Origin of the sequence: Streptomyces armeniacus (genome assembly GCF_003355155.1) — a bacterium.
Taxonomy (GTDB): Bacteria; Actinomycetota; Actinomycetes; order Streptomycetales; family Streptomycetaceae; genus Streptomyces; species Streptomyces armeniacus.
The window spans coordinates 1,924,746-1,943,218 of sequence record NZ_CP031320.1 but is presented as its reverse complement, the minus strand read 5'-3'; the positions used below and the strand labels follow the sequence as shown (position 1 = coordinate 1,943,218).

The 18,473-nt window shown below is 74.3% G+C and carries 9 protein-coding genes; 1 reads left to right on the top strand and 8 read right to left on the bottom strand.

Going from position 1 to position 18,473, the window contains the following annotated elements:
* Position 1 precedes the first annotated feature (1 nt).
* Positions 2-1,801: an ABC transporter ATP-binding protein gene (locus DVA86_RS08520; RefSeq protein WP_208877073.1), complete on the top strand. Its 1,800-nt coding sequence runs from the start codon at positions 2-4 to the stop codon at positions 1,799-1,801.
* Between the two features lie 27 nt (positions 1,802-1,828).
* On the opposite strand, the gene DVA86_RS08515 is transcribed toward DVA86_RS08520, so the two are convergent.
* The 8 genes from DVA86_RS08515 to DVA86_RS08480 form a co-directional block, all read right to left on the bottom strand.
* Positions 1,829-2,635 carry an alpha/beta fold hydrolase gene (locus tag DVA86_RS08515; protein ID WP_208877072.1) on the bottom strand — a complete coding sequence of 269 codons (807 nt, stop codon included), beginning with the start codon at positions 2,633-2,635 and terminating at the stop codon, positions 1,829-1,831.
* Between the two features lie 75 nt (positions 2,636-2,710).
* Positions 2,711-3,562 carry a pyrroline-5-carboxylate reductase family protein gene (locus DVA86_RS08510; protein WP_208877070.1) on the bottom strand — a complete coding sequence of 284 codons (852 nt, stop codon included), beginning with the start codon at positions 3,560-3,562 and terminating at the stop codon, positions 2,711-2,713.
* On the bottom strand, positions 3,559-4,758 hold the full coding sequence (locus tag DVA86_RS08505) for a pyridoxal phosphate-dependent aminotransferase (RefSeq protein ID WP_208877069.1): 1,200 nt from the start codon (positions 4,756-4,758) through the stop codon (positions 3,559-3,561). The genes DVA86_RS08510 and DVA86_RS08505 overlap by 4 nt, the downstream gene beginning before the upstream one ends.
* On the bottom strand, positions 4,755-6,008 hold the full coding sequence (locus DVA86_RS08500) for a glutamate-5-semialdehyde dehydrogenase (RefSeq protein ID WP_208877068.1): 1,254 nt from the start codon (positions 6,006-6,008) through the stop codon (positions 4,755-4,757). The genes DVA86_RS08505 and DVA86_RS08500 overlap by 4 nt, the downstream gene beginning before the upstream one ends.
* A 91-nt stretch (positions 6,009-6,099) precedes the next feature.
* Positions 6,100-7,284 (bottom strand): glutamate 5-kinase, encoded by a 1,185-nt coding sequence (gene proB, locus DVA86_RS08495; RefSeq protein WP_208877066.1) that lies wholly within the window; start codon positions 7,282-7,284, stop codon positions 6,100-6,102.
* 2 nt (positions 7,285-7,286) lie between these two features.
* The gene (locus DVA86_RS08490; RefSeq protein ID WP_208877064.1) at positions 7,287-7,505 is read right to left on the bottom strand and encodes an MbtH family protein; all 219 of its coding nucleotides are present in this window, start codon (positions 7,503-7,505) and stop codon (positions 7,287-7,289) included.
* 39 nt (positions 7,506-7,544) lie between these two features.
* The gene (locus tag DVA86_RS08485; protein ID WP_208877057.1) at positions 7,545-14,924 is read right to left on the bottom strand and encodes a non-ribosomal peptide synthetase; all 7,380 of its coding nucleotides are present in this window, start codon (positions 14,922-14,924) and stop codon (positions 7,545-7,547) included.
* Between the two features lie 5 nt (positions 14,925-14,929).
* Positions 14,930-18,280, bottom strand: a complete 3,351-nt coding sequence (locus DVA86_RS08480; protein ID WP_245997565.1) for an amino acid adenylation domain-containing protein — start codon at positions 18,278-18,280, stop codon at positions 14,930-14,932.
* Positions 18,281-18,473: the final 193 nt, after the last annotated feature.

Here is an 18,473-nt window from a genome sequence, read left to right as displayed (position 1 = left end):
CGTGACCCGCGACGTGCCGTCCGGCACCGCCCCGCGGCGCCCCCGCGGCGGTGGCGGGCTGCACCGCAAGCCGACGGGCACGGCCCGTACGCTGCTCCGGCCCGTGTTCTCCGCGCACCGGCCCACCCTGGTGCGGCTGTTCCTGTGGTCGCTGCTGGGCACCGTGCCGGTGCTGCTGTCGGGGCAGCTCGTCGCCGCCTCGCTCGACCACGGCTTCCTCAGGGACGACGCCGCCGTGGGCTTCGGCGCGCTCGGCTGCTACGGCCTGGTCATGGTGGGCGGCGCGTTCGGCTCCCGGCAGGCGGTGCCTCACATGGCAAGGGTCACGGAAGCCGTGCGCGACCATCTCGTACGGGTCTCGGTGCGCGGCAGCATCCTCCAGGCCGTCGCGGCGGGGCAGCAGCCGCGTACGAGCGCCGTCTCCCGCATCACCGACCAGACGGAGCGCGCGCGGCAGCTGCTGGCCAACCTGCTGATGACGGCGAGCACTTCGGGCTTCACCTTCGGTGCGGCGATCGTCGGCCTGTCCACGCTGGCGCCCGTGGTGGGGCTGCTGCTGGTGCCGGTGGCGCTGGTGGCCGCGGTGGCGCTCGTACGCCTCTCGCTGGCGTGGCGGCGGCGCTACAGCCGGTCCCTCGACACGGAGGAGCGGCTCGCGGACGAGGCCGGGCGGGTGGTCGGCGGCATCCGGGACGTCGTGGCGTGCGCGGCGACCGGCCGGGCGGCGGGCGACCTCGAGGAGCGGCTGCGCACCAACGCCGAGGCCGCCGCGAGCGTCGGCGTCGTCGGCGGCGCGCGCAACGGCGTGATCGCGTTCACCGCGCGCATGCCGCTGATGCTGCTGCTGGCGCTCGCGCCGTGGCTCGTCTCCAGCGGCGCGCTGAGCCCGGGTCAGCTGGTCGGCGCGGCCACGTACCTCATCACCAGTCTGGAGCCCGCGCTGCGGGTGCTCGTGCAGTCCATCGGCAATCTGGGCCTCGAACTCGCCACGGTGCTGCGGCGGTTGTCCGCGTTCGGGCAGGTGCCGGTGCTCGCGGCCGGCGGCACGGCGGCGCCGGAGGCGGCGCGTGGCGCCGATCTGGACCTGCACCGGGTGACGTTCCGGTACGGGCCGCACTCCGAGCCCGTCCTGCACGACGCCAGCTTCCGCATCGAGTCGGGCGAGCACCTCGTCATCGTCGGCCCCAGCGGCATCGGCAAGTCGACGCTCGTGAACGTGCTCTCCGGGCTGGAGAGTCCGGAGAGCGGCGCGGTACGGCTCGCCGGCACGGACCTGGGCGAGCTGAGCACCGACTGGCTGCGCCGTACGGTGGCGCTCGTCCCGCAGGAGGCGTACGTCTTCGCGGGGACGCTGCGCGAGAACCTCACGTATCTGCGGCCCGACGCCGACCAGCGGCGGCTCGACCACGTCGTACGCGTCCTGGGGCTCGGCGAACTGGTGCGCCGGCACGGCGGGTACGACGGCGAGCCGCTGCACCCCGGGGCGCTGTCGGAGGGGCAGCGGCAGCTCATCACCCTCGCACGCGTCCATCTCTCGCCCGCGCGCGTCGTCATCCTCGACGAGGCCACGTGCCATCTCGACCCCGTGACCGAGGAACGCGTCGAGCACGCGTTCCGGCGGCGGGAGGGAACGCTGATCGTCATCGCGCACCGCATCAGTTCGGCGCTGCGGGCCCGGCGGATCCTGGTGCTGGACACGGGCGGCCTGCACAGCGGTACGCACGACGGCCTGGTGCGGGACTCGTCGACGTACGCCAACCTCGTCGGCCACTGGAACGGGGACGGCGGGGACGGCGCGTAGCCCCGGCCGTCCCCGTACGGTGGCCGTCTAGCGCGGCGCGAAGTGGTCCAGGAGCAGGCGGTTGACCTCGTCCGGCTGCTCCAGATAGCCGTAGTGGCCGCAGTCCGGGATCAGCGAGAAGGTCGCGCCCGGGATGGCGTCGGCGACCTCGCGGCCGTACTCCGGCGGCGTGACCAGGTCGTCGGCGAACGCGATCACGTGGGTGTCCGCCGTGATCGACCGGTACGCGGCCAGCCGGTCGGGCATCACGTCAAGGTCGAGCTGCGCCCGTACGCCGGGACTGCCGCCCGTGTCGGTCAGCTCGAACACGTCCAGCCAGTCGGCGATGGACGAGTCGTCGTTGAGCGTGCGCGGCGACAGGTTCTGGACGGCGCGCACGACCGCGCGGTAGCGGGCGGGCACGGCGACGCCCGAGTCGTGGAGGGCGATCTCCGCCTCGGCCATGGCGGCGCGCAGCACGTCCGTACGGCCGCGGGTGGCCATCAGGACGCACTGGCGGACCAGGCCGGGCTTGGCGAGGGCCACTTCCTGGACCACGTGCGCGCCCATGGAGGTGCCGACGATCCGGCAGGGGGCCAGGCCGAGGTGCTCGATGAGCCCGATGACGTCGCCGGCCATGTCGTCGACGGTGATGCCGCCGGCGCAGGTGTCGGTGGGTTCGATGCCCCTGTTGTCGAAGGTGATGACCCGGAAGCCGGCGGCCACGAGCGCGGGCACCTGGTGCAGGTGCCAGACCCGTCCGCCGCTGCCCGTCCCCATGACCATGAGGACGGGTTCTCCGCTGCCCGTGTCCTGGTAGTTCAGCCGTATTCCGTTGATCGTCCCGATGGGCATGGTGCGTGTTCCCGACTTCCGTGACCGAGTGGGCTGTTCCGATGGCTGGAGGTGCTGTCGAAGGGGCGAGTCCGGCTACACGAGCCGCCGGTGCGACACGTCGAGGGCGGCGTCGACCGACGCGCCGAGCGTGCCGGAGATGTCCCGCGCGGCCAGCGCGTCGAGCGCCGCGCGGGTCATGCCGCCCGGCGAGGCGACCATGCCGGCGATCTCCGGCAGGGACATCCCGGCGCCCAGCAGCACGCCCGTACCGCGCAGCGACTGCGCCACGAGGACCTTCGCCGTGGTCTCGTCGAGCCCGCGGGCTACTGCCTCGCCGGCGAGCGCCTCGCCGAACGCGCTGAAGAGGGCGGGGCCTGCTCCGGCGACGGCGCTCACCAGCTCCATCGACGCGTCGTCGGTGACGACGACGTGTCCGATGCCGCCCAGCAGCGCGTGCACCTGCCGCCAGTGCGCGCGCTCGACGCGCTGTCCGGCGGCGACCGCCGCCACCCCCTCCCGCACGGCGAGGGCGACGTTCGGCACGGCGCGTACGACGGGCCCGTGCAGCGCCTTCTCCAGGGTGGCCAGCCGGTACGAGGCGACGAACGACACGAGCAGCTGGCCCTCGCGCAGCGTGCCCGCCAGCTCGGCGACGACGCCGGGGGCTTCGGCCGGGTCGACGGCGAGCACGACGGTGTCCGCGAACCGTACGACCTCGGCCGCGCCGCCGGCCACGCGGATGCCCTGCTCCTCGGCCAGCGCCGACGCGCCGGCGTTGGTGCGCGAGGTGGCGACGATCCCCTCGGCGGGGTGCCCGGACGCGACGAGGCCGCGGACCGTCGCGGTGACGATACGGCCGCAGCCGACGAAGCCGAACGCGCAGCGCGGCGCCTCGCTTCCGGCGCCCGGGGCGGGCCCGGCGGCACCCGCCGCTCCCGCGCTCAACTCGTCTCCTCGATCCAGTCGCATACCGCGGAGACGCCGGCGCGTACGCGGTGCTCCGGCTCGCTGCCGACGGCGACCCTGACGAACCGCTCGCACGACGGCCCGTACCCGGCGCCCGGTACGACGCTCACCTGCCGCTCTTCCAGCAGCCGGGAGGCGAACGCGTCGGAGTCCAGGCGGGACGCGCCCAGCGACACGAACAGGTAGAACGTCGACGAGCCGGGCATGGTGCCGATGCCACGCGCGGTCAGCTCGTCCGCGATCCCGTTCCGCAGGGTCACCACGTCCCGTATCTGCGGCCGGGTCATGTCGAGGATGCCGTCGAAGTTCTCGGCGAGGTAGTAGCTGAGGATCGTCGGGGCGCAGGTGACGATGTGCTGGTTGAGGGTGAGGATGCTGTTCACGATGTCGGGGTGCGCGATGGCGTAGCCGATCCGCCAGCCGGACATGCCGTAGTTCTTCGACATCGAGTTGCAGATGACCGTCCGCGTCTTGTGCGGGTCGAAGGTCCCGCAGGACAGGAAGCGGTCGTCGCCGACGACGAACTCGTTGTACGCCTCGTCGGCCAGCACCTGCAGCCCGTGCCGCTCCGCGACCTCGTACAGGGCGCCGAGTTCGTCCCGCCCGAGGACGTGCCCCGAGGGGTTGTTCGGGTTGTTGACGATGACCAGGCGGGTCCGGGGCGTGACGTACCGCTCCAGGTCGCCGGCGGACTCGTACCACGGCACCTGTACGGGGACGCCGCGGCACAGGCGCACCTGCTCTACGTAGCTGACCCAGGACGGTTCGAGGATCAGCACCTCGTCTCCGGGGTCGATCAGTGCCAGCAGGGCGAGGTAGATGGCGGCCTTGGAGCCCGCGGTGACGACGAGTTCGGTCTCGGGGTCCACCGGCGTCTGACACTCGACCTTGTAGTACGTCGCCAGCTTCTCGCGCAGCAGGGGCAGTCCGCGGCTGTGCGAGTAGTGGTGGATGCGGCCGGCGGGGAGGTTGTCGAAGTACGGCGTCGGGACGTCGAAGAACGCCTCCCCGAGTGACAGGGTGATCACGTCGCGGCCCTGGGAGGTCATCTCGTAGACCCGGTTGTTGTACTGGATCGAGGAGGCCGGGGCCACGGACTCGACAAGCCGCCCGGGAGTCGGGGAAGGCATGGGCACCTCACTGTCGTCGGTGGCGAGTGTGACGGAGCGGCTCATCGGAGGATCCGGACGTGCCCGCTGCCCCACACGACGTTCTTGACGCAGGTCAGCGACTCCAGCCCCATGGGGCCGCGGGCGTGCAGCTTCTGCGTGGAGACGCCGATCTCGACGCCGTAGCCGAACTCGCCGCCGTCGGAGTAGCGGGTCGAAGCGTTCACGAAGACGCTGCCGGAGTCGACGGCGCGGGCGAAGCGGCGTGCGGCGGAGATGTCCTGCGCGACGATGCCCTCCGCGTTGGAGGTGCCCCACCGGTTGATGTGCCCGATCGCCTCGTCCAGGTCGGCGACGACGCGTACGGCCAGCACCAGGTCGAGGTACTCCGTGCCCCAGTCCGCCTCCGTGGCGGGCTCGGCCTGCGGCCACACCTCGCGCGTACGGGGGCAGCCGCGGACGGACACGTCGCGGCCGGCGAGTTCGTCCAGCACCTTCGGGAGCCAGGTCCCGGCGAGGTCCTCGTGGACGACGAGGGTCTCGACGGCGTTGCAGACGCTGGGCCGCGACGTCTTGCCGTTGACGGTGATGTCGGAGGCCATGGCGGGGTCGGCGGAGGCGTCGATGTAGAGGTGGCAGTTGCCGGCGCCGTCGATGACGGTCGGCACGGTGGCGTTGTCCTCGACGCTCCGGATCAGCTCGGGGCCGCCGCGCGGCACGAGCAGGTCGACGTGCTCCTTGGCGCGCATCAGCTCCAGGGCGGCGTCCCGCGACACGTCGCGGATCATCTGCACGGCGTCGGTGGGCACGCGTTCGTCGGCCGCGAGCACGGCGCTGAGCTTGTCGAAGACGGCCTCGTTGGTGTGCCGGGCGATGGAGGAGCCGCGCAGCACGGCGGCGTTGCCGGACTTCAGGCAGAGCGCGGCGACGTCGACGGCGACGTTGGGGCGTGCCTCGTAGATGACGGCCACCACGCCGAGGGGCTCCCGTACCTGCTCGATGACCAGGCCCTGGGGGCGCGTCTCGCCGCGTACGACCTCGCCGACCGGGTCCGGCAGAGCGATCACCGTGTGCACGGCCCGCACCATCGCGTCGATACGGCCGTCGGTGAGGGTGAGCCGGTCCAGCAGGGTGCGGGACGTGCCGGCGGCGGCCGCGGCCTCCAGGTCCAGGGAGTTGGCCTGCTTCAGCTCCTCCCGGCCGGTGTCGATCGCCTCGGCCATGGCGCGCAGGATGTCGTCCTTCACACCGGTGTTGAGTTCGCGTACGGCGTGCGAGGCGTGCGCGGCGGCCCGGCAGATTTCGCTAACCGACATGGTGTTCTCTCCCGTTCGTGTTCGTGTGGGTGGCGGTCGTTCGCGGTCGTTCCTGTGCGCGGCCGGATGCCGGCGGGCCGCGCCGTTCCGTTCACGTGCCGGGGACCGGCGGGCCCGGCACGTAGTCGTCGGGAGCGAGCAGCACCGCGTACGCCGGCTCCGCCGGGTCCGGCGAACTGCGGGCGGCCTCCAGCGCCGGTGCGCCCGTGCGCGTACGGCCGCGGGCGAGGAGCCGCGAGTCCTGGTCCCGTACGTCGACGACGTCGTGTGCCGTGAAGTCCCCCGCGGTTTTGAGCACGTGGTGTGCCATGACGGGCTCCCCGGCGGCGACGCTGTGCCCGGCGCGGGAGTCGACCCACACCTGGCCGCGCGGCAGCGCGGACAGCGCGCGCCACAGCCGTCCGGTCTGCGCCGTGCCGGTGGGGCACGGCCGTACGACGGTGCCGAGGTCGCCGCCGCGTACGACGTCGAGCACCGCCCTGTGCTCGGCCGCGCCGGTGATGACCGAACGCGCTCCGCCGTAGGCCCCGATCCACAGCGCGCACAGCTTCGTCGTCATGCCGCCGGTGCCGACGCCGCCGGACTGGTCCCACACCAGGCTCTCCGCCTCGGGTGACAGCACCTCGACGCGGGGGATCCGGCGTGCGGGCTCGCCCGGCCGCGGCGGCGTCTCGCAGATGCCGGGGACGTCCGTCATCAGCACCAGGTGCCCGGCGGACAGTTCGGCGCTGAGCAGGGCGGCGAGGATGTCGTTGTTGCGGACCATGATCGCGTCGTTCTCGTTGACGACGGGGACGAGCCCGGCGGCGATCGCCCCTCCCAGCGCCTCCCGCACACTGGCGGCGTGCGGTTCGGCGGTCACGTCGTGGGGCGTGAGGAGGAACTGCGCTGCCGCGAGGCCGCGTTGCTCCAGGCGCGTGCGGAACGCCTCGTAGAGCCGCCCCTGTCCCACCGCCGCGGCGATCTGCCGTGCCGCGGACGACTCGGCGGCGACCGGCGGGAGTTCGCCGGCGCCGAGCGCGATGGCGCCGGAGGTGACGAGCACTGGGTCGTACCCGCCTGTGGCGAGGTCCGCCACGGCGTCCGCGAGGGACTCGATGCGGGCCGGATCGATGCTCCCGTCCGTGACGAGGGAGGAGGTGCCCGTCTTGACGACGACGCGCCTGCTCTCCGCCCGGACCGCAGCTCCGGCCGGCGCCGCGACCGCCGCCGGGACCGCAGCTTCGTCCGGCACCGCGACGGCCGCCGCGGCGTCCGTTCCGTCAGCCGTGGGCATGCTCAGCCCGCCTCGTCCATCGCCCTGACGAGGCTCTTGGGGCGCATGTCGGTCCAGTGCTCGTTGATGTACTGCAGTGCGTCGTCGCGGGACACGTCGCTGACCGCCCGCTCCCAGCCGGCGGGCACCTCGACGAAGGCGGGCCACAGGGAGTGCTGGCCCTCGTCGTTGACGAGCACGTGGTAGGTGCCTTCGGGGTCCTCGAACGGATTGGTGGTCATGTCTCGTTCTCCCTTCTCGGGTTCTCGGGTTCTCGGGTCTCACTGTTCGGGCGGCGCGCTCAGCCTCGCGTTGAGCAGGGCGCCTATGTCGCCGACCGCGGCGGGGTCCAGCAGCATGGAGCCGTGGTCGGAGTCGATCTCGGCGACTTCCCAGCCGCCGCGGGCGTACGGCTCCCAGATCCCCGCCTCCGGCCGCTCACGGCCGCTGGGCGAGAAGTGCCGCAGGGCGCGGAGGAACAGCACGTCCGCGTCCAGGGGTTCGGGCGTGAAGTGCGGCAGCAGCCAGGCGTTGTTGACGTAGACGTCGGTGGCCGGGAGCAGATACTCCTCGGGCAGCTGCGCCATGGTCAGCTGCTGCTCGCTGGTGAACGCCCGGAAGCGGCGGAGCACTTCGGCGCGGTCCCCGTGGAGTTCCCCGGCCTCGTACGGGAATTCCATCGCGTCGAACATGGCGCGGAGGATCGCAGGAGTGTCCGGTGCGGCGGTGGCGGCGGCCGGGTCGCCGGGGTAGCTGTCCAGCAGCGCCACCAGGTCCACGTCCTCGCCGGCCGCGCGGAGCCGGGCGGCCACGGCGTGCGCGACGACGCCGCCGAGCGACCAGCCGAGCAGCCGGTACGGGCCGGCCGGCTGGGCCTTCTGGATCAGCCGTACGTAGTCCGCGACCATCTCGGCGGCGCTGGTGGCGACCGGTTCGCTGCCGGTAAGCCCGCGGGCCTGAATGCCGTAGACCGGCACGTCGGGGTCGATGTGGGGCAGCAGCCGCGAGTAGCACCAGCTGACGCCGGAGCCGGGGTGTACGCAGAACAGCGGCGGCCGGCTGCCGGTCCCGCGCAGCGGCAGCACCGCCTCCAGCGCCGTGCCGGCCTTGCCCGGCTCCCGTACGAGCTCGGCCAGCGCGGCCGGGCTCGGCGCCTGGAACAGGCTGCGCACGGACAGTTCGACGCCCAGCGTCTCGCGTACGCGGTTCATCAGCCGGGTCGCCAGCAGCGAGTGGCCGCCCAGCGCGAAGAAGTCGTCGTGGATCGCGACCCGCGCAAGGCCCAGCACCTCGGCGAACAGCACGCACAGCGTCTCCTCGCGCGGCCCGCGCGGCGGCACCGGCCGCTCGCCGCCGTCCGGCTCCGCGGGCGCGGGCAGCGCCGTACGGTCCAGCTTGCCGCTGGGCAGCACGGGCAGCGCGTCCAGCACGACGAACGCCGACGGAACCATGTAGTCCGGGACGCCCCTGGCGACGTGCTCGCGCAGCTCCGCCGGGTCCGGCGGCTCCGGACGCACCGCACCGCCGTCCGGCCCTTCGGGCACCACGTACGCCACGAGCTGCGGCGCTCCGGACCTGGAGTCGCGTGCGACCACCGCGCTGTGGCCGATCTCCGGGTGCTCGTTGAGCACGGACTCGACCTCGGCCGGCTCCACCCGGAAGCCGCGGATCTTGATCTGTGCGTCTGCGCGGCCGAGGAAGTCCAACTGCCCGTCGGCGCGCCACCGTACGAGGTCGCCGGTCCGGTACATCCGCTGTCCGTCGCCGCTGTACGGGTCGGCGACGAAGCGCTCCGCGGTCAGCGCCGCGCGGTTCAGATAGCCGCGCGCGACGCCCGCGCCGGCCGCGTACAGCTCGCCGGGCACGCCGACGGGGACCGGGCGGAGGGAGCCGTCCAGGACGTACGCCCGCATGTTCCGGACGGGCGCGCCGATCGGCGGCACGTCCGGCCAGTCCGCCGGGTCGCCCGTGCACAGGCCGGCGGTGACGGCGTGCGTCTCGCTGGGCCCGTAGTGGTTGTGCAGGCGGCGGCCCGCGCCCAGCGCGCGTACGGCGTCGGTCACCGTCAGCGCCTCCCCGGCCTGCGCGAGGTCCCGCAGCTCGGGCAGCTCCGTGCCGGCGTCGCGCAGGGTCTCGCCGAGCGCCTGGAGGACGAGGTTGGGCACGTGGAGTTCCTGGACGCGGTGCTCCGCCAGCCAGTTCAGGAGGCGTCCGGGGTCGCGGCGTACGTCCTCCGGGCACAGCACGAGGGTCTTCCCGGCAAGGAGCGCGGAGAGGATCTCGTGTACGGACACGTCGAAGCTCAGCGCGGCGTACTGCGCCACCCGTACGCCCGCGGGCGCGGTGAACACGGTGTCGTGCCACGCCACGAGGTTCGTCATCGCCCGTACGGGCAGCACGACGCCCTTGGGGCGGCCGGTGGTGCCGGAGGTGTAGATGACGTACACGGGGTGGTCGGGCGACACCGGGTGCGTACGGTCCCGCGCGGTCAGCCGCTCCGCCGGCAGGCCGTCCCAGGGCGCGTGCCGTTCGCCGGGGCCGACGACGACGCGCTCGACGGTGCCGGGCAGGGCGTCCCGCAGCCCGGGCGTGGTGAACACCAGGGCGGGCGCGGCGTCTTCGAGCATGAACGCGATCCGGTCCGCCGGGTACTCGGGGTCGACGGGCAGGTAGGCAGCGCCTGCCTTCAGCACGCCGAGGAGCGCGACGACCATCTCCACCGAACGCGGCAGGGCGAGCGCGACAAGACGCTCCGGGCCCACGCCGCGGCTGCCGAGCCAGCGGGCCAGGCGGTTGGCGCGGGCGTCGAGTTCGCCGTAGGTGACCTCCTGGGTGCCGAAGACGACGGCGGGTTCGGCGGGACGCTCGTCGGCCTGCCGCTCGAACCACTCGTGGAGGGTCTGCGGCGTCGCGTGCTCCGTACGGTGGTCCGCGTGCGCCGTACGGTCGTCGGTTCCGTGCTCCGTACGGTTCCACTCCCGCAGCACGAGGTGGCGCTCCCGCTCGCCGAGCACGTCGATGGTGCCGACGGGGGCGGCCGGGTCGCGGGTCATGGCGTCGAGCACGCGCACCAGCCGCTCGGCGATGGCGTCCACGGTCCCGCGGTCGAACAGGTCGGTGCTGTACTCGATGCCGCCGCTGATGCCGGCGGGCGCGGCGCCCTGCCCGCTCCCGTTCCCGTTCCCGTCCCCGTCCCCGTCCGCGGCGCCGGTTTCGCCGTATCGCTCGCTCATGCCGAACACCAAGTCGAACCTGGCCACTCCGGTCGCCACCGGCTCCCCGGACACGTCGAGCCCGGGGAAACCGCGCGTGGCCGCGACGGCCTCCCGCGAACCGCCGCTGTGGAAGGTGAGCATCGTCTGGAACAGCGGGTGGCGGGCCAGCGAGCGGGCGGGGTTGAGCAGTTCGACGAGCCGCTCGAAGGGGATGTCCTGGTGGGCGTAGGCGGCGAGGTCGCTCTCCCGTACGCGGGAGACCAGCTCCCGCGTGGTCGCCTCGGGGTCGACGCGGGTGCGCAGCACCAGCGTGTTGACGAAGAACCCGACGAGGTCGTCCACCGCGTCGTCGCTGCGGCCCGCGACGGGCGTGCCGAGGGGGATGTCCGTGCCGGCGCCGAGCTTGCCGAGCAGGACGGCCAGTCCGGTCTGCACCACCATGAAGACGCTCGACCGGGTCTCCCGCGCCAGCGACACCAGCCGCCCGTGCAGTTCCGCGGGGATCTCGAAGCCGGTCCAGTCGCCGCGGTGCGTGGCAACGGCCGGGCGCGGCCGGTCCGTCGGCAGCGCCAGCTGCTCGGGCAGGTCCGCGAGGGCGTCCCGCCAGAAGGCGACCTGTGCGGCGGCCGGGCTGCCGGGTTCGTCCTCGGAGCCGAGGGTCTCCCGCTGCCACAGCGCGTAGTCCGCGTACTGCACCGGCAGCGCGGGCCACACCGGCGGCTCCGAGCGGAGCCGGGCGGCGTACGCGGTGGCCAGGTCCCGCATCAGCGGGCGCAGCGACCAGCCGTCGCACGCGATGTGGTGGACCACCAGCAGCAGGACGTGACTGGGCGCCGCACTCCCCTCCGCCTCCTCCGCGGCGGTCTCGAACAGCCGCGCGCGCAGGGGGATGTCGGTCTCCAGGTCGAACGGGTCGCCCGCGGCCGCGCTCAGCCGCTCCGGCAGCGCCTCCTCGGTGCACCGCTCCACGGGGAGGGCGGGGCGTGCCCGGCCGGCCGGGAGTATCCGCTGCCGGGCGCCGTCGTCGTCCTCGCGGAACACCGTACGGAGGCTCTCGTGCCTGCCGGTCACATCGCCCAGCGCCGCCTCCAGAGCCGCGTGGTCGAGTGCCCCGTCGAGGCGGAGCGCCAGCGGGATGTTGTACGTCGAACCGGGCCCCTCGAAGCGGTGGATGAACCACAGCCGCTGCTGTGCGAACGACAGCGGCAGCACCTCGGGGCGCTCCTTCGCCGTGAGGGCCGCGCGTCCCCGTACGGCGTTCTCGTCCAGCTCGGCGGCCAGCGACGCGACCGTAGGGTGCTCGAAAAGCTGCCGTAGGGCGACCTCGGCGCCGAGCGTCGTCCGTATGCGGCCGGCGAGGCGGGTGGCCAGCAGCGAGTGCCCGCCCGCCGCGAAGAAGTCGTCGTCGATGCCCACCCGGGGCAGGCCCAGCACCTCCGCGAACAGGCCGCACAGGATCTCCTCCCGCGGCCCGCGCGGCTGCCGCCCCTGGCCGTGCCCGTCCTGCGGGTGCCCGGTCTCGGGCAGGGCGGCGCGGTCGAGCTTGCCGTTGGCCGTCAGCGGCAGCCGGTCGAGGTACGCGAAGGCGGCGGGCACCATGTGGCCCGGCAGGCTCTCCGCCAGGTGCTCGCGCAGCTCGGCGGTGCACGGGCCGCCGGACGCGTCACCCGGCTCCCCGGACGCTTCCGCGCCCGCTCCCGCGCCCTCGCCCGTACGCGCGGCGGGCACGACGTACGCCGCCAGCCGCTTGTCGCCGGCGGGCCCGTCGACGGCCAGCACGGCGCACTGCGCGACCCCGGGGTGCCGGGAGAGCACCGCCTCGATCTCGCCCGGTTCGATCCGGAAGCCGCGGATCTTGACCTGGTCGTCGACCCGCCCGACGAACTCGAGCTGCCCGTCCTCGCGCCGGCGCACCACGTCCCCGGTGCGGTACATGCGGTCGCCCGCGGGCCCGAACGGGTCGGCCACGAACCGTTCCGCCGTCAGCCCCGCGCGGTCCAGATAGCCGCGGGCCAGTCCGGCGCCGGCGACGTACAGCTCCGCGGGGACGCCGGGCGGCACCGGGCGCAGCGCCCCGTCCAGCGCGTACACGCGGGTGTTGGAGACCGGGCGGCCGATCGGCGGCACTCCGGGCCCGGACAGCGGGTCGCTCATGGTGGCGCAGACGGTGCTCTCGGACGGGCCGTACGCGTTGACCATGCGGCGCCCCGCGGACCAGCGTTCCGCGGTGGCGGGGTGGCAAGCCTCGCCCGCGACCCACAGCGTCCCGTCGCCGCGGAACGCTCCGGTGTCCGCGGGCATCGTCTCCACCACGGCGGGCGTCAGCGTCGCGTGCGTCACGCGCGCCGCGCTGAGTTCCGCGGCGAGCGCCTCGCCGCCGGTCGCCCGCTCACGGGGGCCGAGCACCAGCGTGCCGCCGGAGAGCAGCGCCGCGGTCATCTCCCACACGGACGCGTCGAAGCCCGGCGAGGCGAACTGCAGGACGCGGCTGCCGGGGCCGATGCCCGTGCCCTCCGTCTGGGAGACGGCGAGGCTGGGGATGCCGTGGTGGGTGACGACGACTCCCTTGGGAGTGCCGGTCGTTCCGGAGGTGTAAATGACGTACGCGGGGTGGCGCGGCCGGAGCGGCGCGGTCCGCTCCGCGTCCGTCAGGTCGGTGCACGGGAGGGCGTCGGCCTCCGCCCGTACGTCCGGGTCGTCGAGGCACACGTACGGCGTGCTGTGCGCGGGCAGTTCGGCCAGCACGTCACGTGTGGTGAGCAGCAGCGCGGGGCGGGCGTCGTCGAGCATGAACGCGATCCGGTCCGCCGGGTACGTGTGGTCGACCGGCAGATACGAGGCGCCCGCCTTGACGACGGCCAGCACGGCGGCGACGGAGGTGGCCGAGGCGGGCGCCGCCAGCGCGACGTGGGTCTCGGGCCCGGCCCCGCGCCGTACGAGCCACCGCGCGAGGCGGTTGGCCCGCTCGTTCAGCTGCCGGTACGTGGTGTCCGTGCCGTCGTGGCCGACCGCCACGGCGTCCGGGCCGCGCCGTACGCGCTCCTCGAACAGCTCCGGGAGGGTCGTGTCCGGCACTTCGCGCCGGGTGCCGTTCCAGGTCGTGAGCAGGCGGTGGCGCTCCTCGGCGGCGAGCATGTCGACGCCGGCCAGCGGCAATTCGGGCCGGGTGGCGAAGGCGTCCAGGAGACGCAGCAGCCGGTTGCCGATCTCCTCGACGCGGGCGCGGTCGAACGCGTCGGGGCGGAAGCCCAGCCGGAAGCCGAGGCGCTCTCCGGGGAGCACGGCCAGGCTCAGCGGGAAGTGCGTGGCGTCCCGCGTCGTGACGCGTGTGACGCGCGCCGCGCCGTCGCCGGGCGAGGCGGCGGAGTCGGTGCCGGCTCCGGGCCGCGTGTCCAGCGGGTAGTTCTCGAAGACCATCCCGGAGTCGAACAGCGTCTCGTGGCCGCCGAGCCGCTGGATCTCGGCCAGCCCCAGCCACTGGTGGTCCAGCAGCCGCGCCTGTTCGCGCTGCACGCGTTCCAGCAGCGCCGCCGGGGTCTCGGCGGGGTGCGTGCGGACGCGCAGCGGGACAGTGTTGATGAGCAGGCCCACCATCGAGTCCACGCCCGGCAGTTCGGGCGGCCGCCCGGAGACGGTGACACCGAACGTCACGTCGGTCTGCCCGGTCAGCTGCCCCAGGACGAGCGACCAGGCGCCCTGGAGCACCGTGTTCATGGTCAGGCCGCGCGAGCGCGCCATCGCGTGCAGCGCCGCGTCGGTCTCCGCCGTCAGCGCCGTGTGCACCGCGTCCGGTACGGCGGCCTGCCGCGGCAGTGCCGGGGCGACGAGCGTGGGTGCGGGGATGCCGGACAGCGCCTCGCGCCACGCGGCCTCGGCCGCCGCCCGGTCCTTGGTCCCGAGCCAGGCGAAGTAGTCGCGGTAGCCGCGCGCCCGCGGGAGTCCGTGCTGTGCGCCGCCCGACTCGTACAGCGTCCACAGTTCGCGCAGCAGGACCGGCATCGACCAGCCGTCCAGCAGGGTGTGGTGGAAGGTCAGCGCGAGCCTGTGCCGGGCGTCGCCGTGGCGCAGGAGCAGGAACCGCAGCAGGGGCGGGCGCCGTACGTCGAAGCGGGTCCACCGCTCCTCCTCCAGCAGCGCGCGGGCGTCGTCCTCCGCCGCGTCCCGCAGGTCCTCCTCGCGCCACGGTGCGGCCACGGCGGAGGCGACGACCTGCACCCACTCCCCCGACCTGCGCTGCCGGAAGCAGACCCGCAGGTTGGGGTGGCGGGCGAGGAGCGCCTCGGCCGCGCCGCGCAGGGCCGCGGTGTCCAGCGCGCCGTCGATGTCGAGGGTCAGCTGGGCGGTGTAGACGTCGAGGGAGTCCTCGTCGTACACGCTGTGGAACAGCAGCCCTTCCTGCAGCGGTGTGAGCGGAAGGATGTCCTGTGTGGTCCGTGCGCGCTCCATGGCTCTCACTTCTGCCAGTCGGCTTCGAGGTCTGATGCGAGCTCGTCGATCTCGTCCTGGGAGAGCGACGGGACGCCGATGTCCGAGGGCGTGAGCCCGCCCGCGCCGGGGCGTTCGGCGTGCGCGGCGAGCGCCTCCAGCGCCTGGAACCAGGACTCGGCGAGCGGCCGCACCCGGTCCGCGCCGAGCAGTTCACCGGCCCAGCGCCAGTGGGCGACGAGCCGCGGCCCGTCCGGGCCGTCCTCGGCAAGGGAGTTCACTTCCAGTACGTGCGCCAGCGGCATGCGGGGGTCGGCGCCGCCGCCCAGCGCGCCGGACTCCGGCGCGGTGGCCCAGTCGCCGGTGCCGGCGGCGCCGAACCGCCCGAGGTAGTTGAACCCGAGCTCCGCCCCGCGGTGCCCGGCGAGTTCGGGGGCCGTACGGGGGTTGAGGTAGCGCAGCATGCCGTAGCCGAGGCCGTGTTCGGGGACGGCGCGGAGCTGCTCCTTGACCCGCTTCAGCAGGGTGCCCGCGGCCTCGCCGCCGGACCACGCGTCCTCCGTGTCGAGCCAGCCCGCGTCCAGCCGTACGGGGTGGATGCTGGTGAACCAGCCGACGGTGCGGGACAGGTCGGTGCCGGGGAACAGTTCGTCGCGCCGGCCGTGGCCCTCCAGGTCGACCAGCACGCTGTTGCCGGAGCTGTGCTCCTTCCAGCCGTCCAGCGCCAGGATCAGCCCGGCGAGCAGCACGTCCTCGACGCCCGCGTGGAACATCTCCGGTACGCGCGTGAGGACCGCCCCGGTGGTGCCGGCGTCCAGCCGCAGGCTCAGCGACCGTGCCGTGGCGTGCGTGTCCCGCGCGGCGTCGAGGCCGCGCCCTTCCAGCAGCGGCGGTACGCCGCCGACCGTGCGGCTCCAGTGGCCGAGCTGCGCGGTGCGCTCCGGGGTACGCGCGGCGTCGGCGAGGGTACGGGCCCAGCCGCGCAGGGAGGTGCGTACGGGCTGGAGCGCCGGTTCGCCGCCCGCGCACAGCGCGCCGTACGCCTCGGCCAGGTCGGGCAGCAGGATGCGCCACGAGACGCCGTCGACGACCAGGTGGTGGCCGACGACGAGCAGCCGCCCGCTCTCCTCCGGGCCGCGGTCGAGCCACACCGCGCGCAGCATGCGTCCGGCGCGCGGGTCGAGCGCGGCGGCTGCCTGCCGGGCCTGCTCGTGCACCAGCTCCGTGAGCCCGGTGCCGCGCAGTCCGGCCGCGTCCACCCGTACGAGGCAGCCGTCGGCGTGTGCGCCGGCGGGCGGGATCGTCAGCGTACGGCCGTCCGCGCCCAGCCGGGCGCGCAGCGCGTCGTGGTGGTCCAGCACGGCCCGTACGGCTCCGGCGAGCGCGTCATCCCGGGTCCCGGCCGGGACCTGGAGCAGCGCCGACTGGTGGAACGAGTCCACGGGGCCGCCGAGTTCGGCCAGCCAGGCGAGGATCGGCGTGGCCGGTACGTCGCCCATGCCGGCGCCGTCGCCCTCCGTCTCCGCGGTGCCCGCGTCCGCCTCGGCGGCGATCTCGGCGAGGCCCGCGGGGGTGCGGTGCTCGAAGACGTCGCGGACGGCGAAGACCAGTCCGGCCCGGCGTGCGGCGCTGACAAGCTGGATGGACGAGATGCTGTCCCCGCCCAGCGAGAAGAAGCCCTGGTCGGCGCCGACCGTCGGCAGGCCCAGCGTGCTCGCGAAGATGTCGCACAGGACACGCTCGCGCTCCGTACGGGGCCCGGTGCCGGCCGGTACGTCCGGGGCGTCCGGCGCGGGGAGGGCGCGGCGGTCGACCTTCCCGTTCGCGGTCAGCGGCATCCCGTCCAGCGCGACGAACGCGGACGGCACCATGTAGTCGGGCAGGACGGCCGCCAGACGGGCCGTCAGGGCCCCGGTGTCCGTGCTGTCCGGTGCCGCGCCGTCCTCGGGCACGACGTACCCGACGAGGCGCTTGGCGCGGGTGCCGCCGGTGCCGCCGTGCGGCGCGGGGTCCTCGCGTACGAGCACCTCGGCCTGTGCGATGCCGGGCGCGGCGGCGAGTACGGCCGCGATCTCGCCGGGTTCGATGCGGAAGCCGCGGATCTTCACCTGGTCGTCGGCGCGGCCCACGAACCGCGCCTCGCCGTCGCGCGTGAGCCGTACGGTGTCGCCCGTGCGGTACATCCGGCTCCCCGCGGGCCCGTACGGGTCGGCGACGAACCGCTCCGCGGTCAGACCGGCGCGGCCGGTGTAGCCGCGGGCGAGGCCCGCCCCGGCGAGGTACAGCTCGCCGGGCACGCCGGGTGGCACCGGGTCCAGGCTGTCGTCCAGCACGTACCTCCGCACGCCGTCCAGCGGCCGGCCGATGGGCAGCGCGTCGGGCACCCGTTCGGCCGGGCCGACCGGGTGGCTCAGCGCGAACGTGGTCATCTCGGTGGGCCCGTAGCCGTCCACCACGGTGGTGTGCGGGCAGGCCGCGCGCACGCGCCGTACGGCGTCGGCGGGCACCACGTCGCCGCCGGTCCACACCTCCCGTACGGCGGCGAAGCAGTCCGGCGCCTCCTGCGCCAGCACGGTGAACAGGCCCGCGGTCAGCCAGAGTCCGGTCACCGGGTGCGCGGCGAGCAGTCGCCGCAGCTCGGCCACGTCGAGGTCGCGGGGTGCGACGGCGAGCCGGCCGCCGGTGAGCAGCGGCACCCACAGCTCGTACGTGGACGCGTCGAACGCCGTGGACGAGTGCAGCAGGACGCACGCGTGCGCGCCGCCGCGCCAGCGCCGGTCCAGGGTCAGTTCGACGACGTCCCGGTGCGTGACGGCGACGCCCTTCGGGGTGCCGGTCGAGCCGGAGGTGTACATCACGTACGCCAGCTGCTCCGGGTCGACGCGTACGTCCGGCGCGCTCGCGGGGACGCCCGCCGGGCCCGGGTCGCCGGGCGTCACCACCGGCAGGTCCAGCTCCCGCGCCCGGGGCAGCCCGGAGGCGTCGGTGACGACGAGTGCCGCGCCCGTCTCGGCGGCGATGCGGCGCAGCCGTTCGGCGGGGAAGCTCTCGTGTACGGGGACGTAGCAGCCGCCGCTCTTGAGCACGGCCAGCGTCGCGATCACGAAGTCCGCCGAGCGGGGCAGCATCAGCACGACGGGTGTCTCGGCGGCGACGCCGTGGGCGAGGAGCCGGTGCGCCAGGCGGTTGGCGCGGGCGTCGAGTTCGGCGTAGTCGAGGCTCTCGCCCTCGCAGACGACGGCGGTGTCGTACGGAGCGGCGCCGGCGCGGGCTGCGAAGACGTCCGGGACCGTCGTACGGGCGGGAGCGTGTGCGGGGGGATGGGTCTGGCTGGGGGGAGTTCGCCTACGACAGCAGCCGCCGGGGCCGCCGTACAGGACCCGCCCGCGGTTCAGGGCCGCGTCCCAGCGTCCGTGGCCGCGGACTGTGCGGGTGCCCAGCGGGGGTCCGTACGGGCGCGCCCGTACGGACGTGTCGCCCGCCCGCCGGGCCGACAGAGGTCGTACGGGTCGTACGGGCCCGTACGCGTGCGCCGCGCCCGTTCGACCGACCCCCTGGAGGAGCCTGATT

Excerpts from the sequence above, each read along its gene's own strand:
- DVA86_RS08515 (WP_208877072.1), bottom strand. The coding sequence starts at position 2,635 with ATGCCCATCGGGACGATCAACGGAATACGGCTGAACTACCAGGACACG.
- DVA86_RS08505 (WP_208877069.1), bottom strand. The coding sequence starts at position 4,758 with ATGAGCCGCTCCGTCACACTCGCCACCGACGACAGTGAGGTGCCCATG.
- DVA86_RS08500 (WP_208877068.1), bottom strand. The coding sequence starts at position 6,008 with ATGTCGGTTAGCGAAATCTGCCGGGCCGCCGCGCACGCCTCGCACGCC.
- proB (WP_208877066.1), bottom strand. The coding sequence starts at position 7,284 with ATGCCCACGGCTGACGGAACGGACGCCGCGGCGGCCGTCGCGGTGCCG.
- DVA86_RS08490 (WP_208877064.1), bottom strand. The coding sequence starts at position 7,505 with ATGACCACCAATCCGTTCGAGGACCCCGAAGGCACCTACCACGTGCTC.
- DVA86_RS08485 (WP_208877057.1), bottom strand. The coding sequence starts at position 14,924 with ATGGAGCGCGCACGGACCACACAGGACATCCTTCCGCTCACACCGCTG.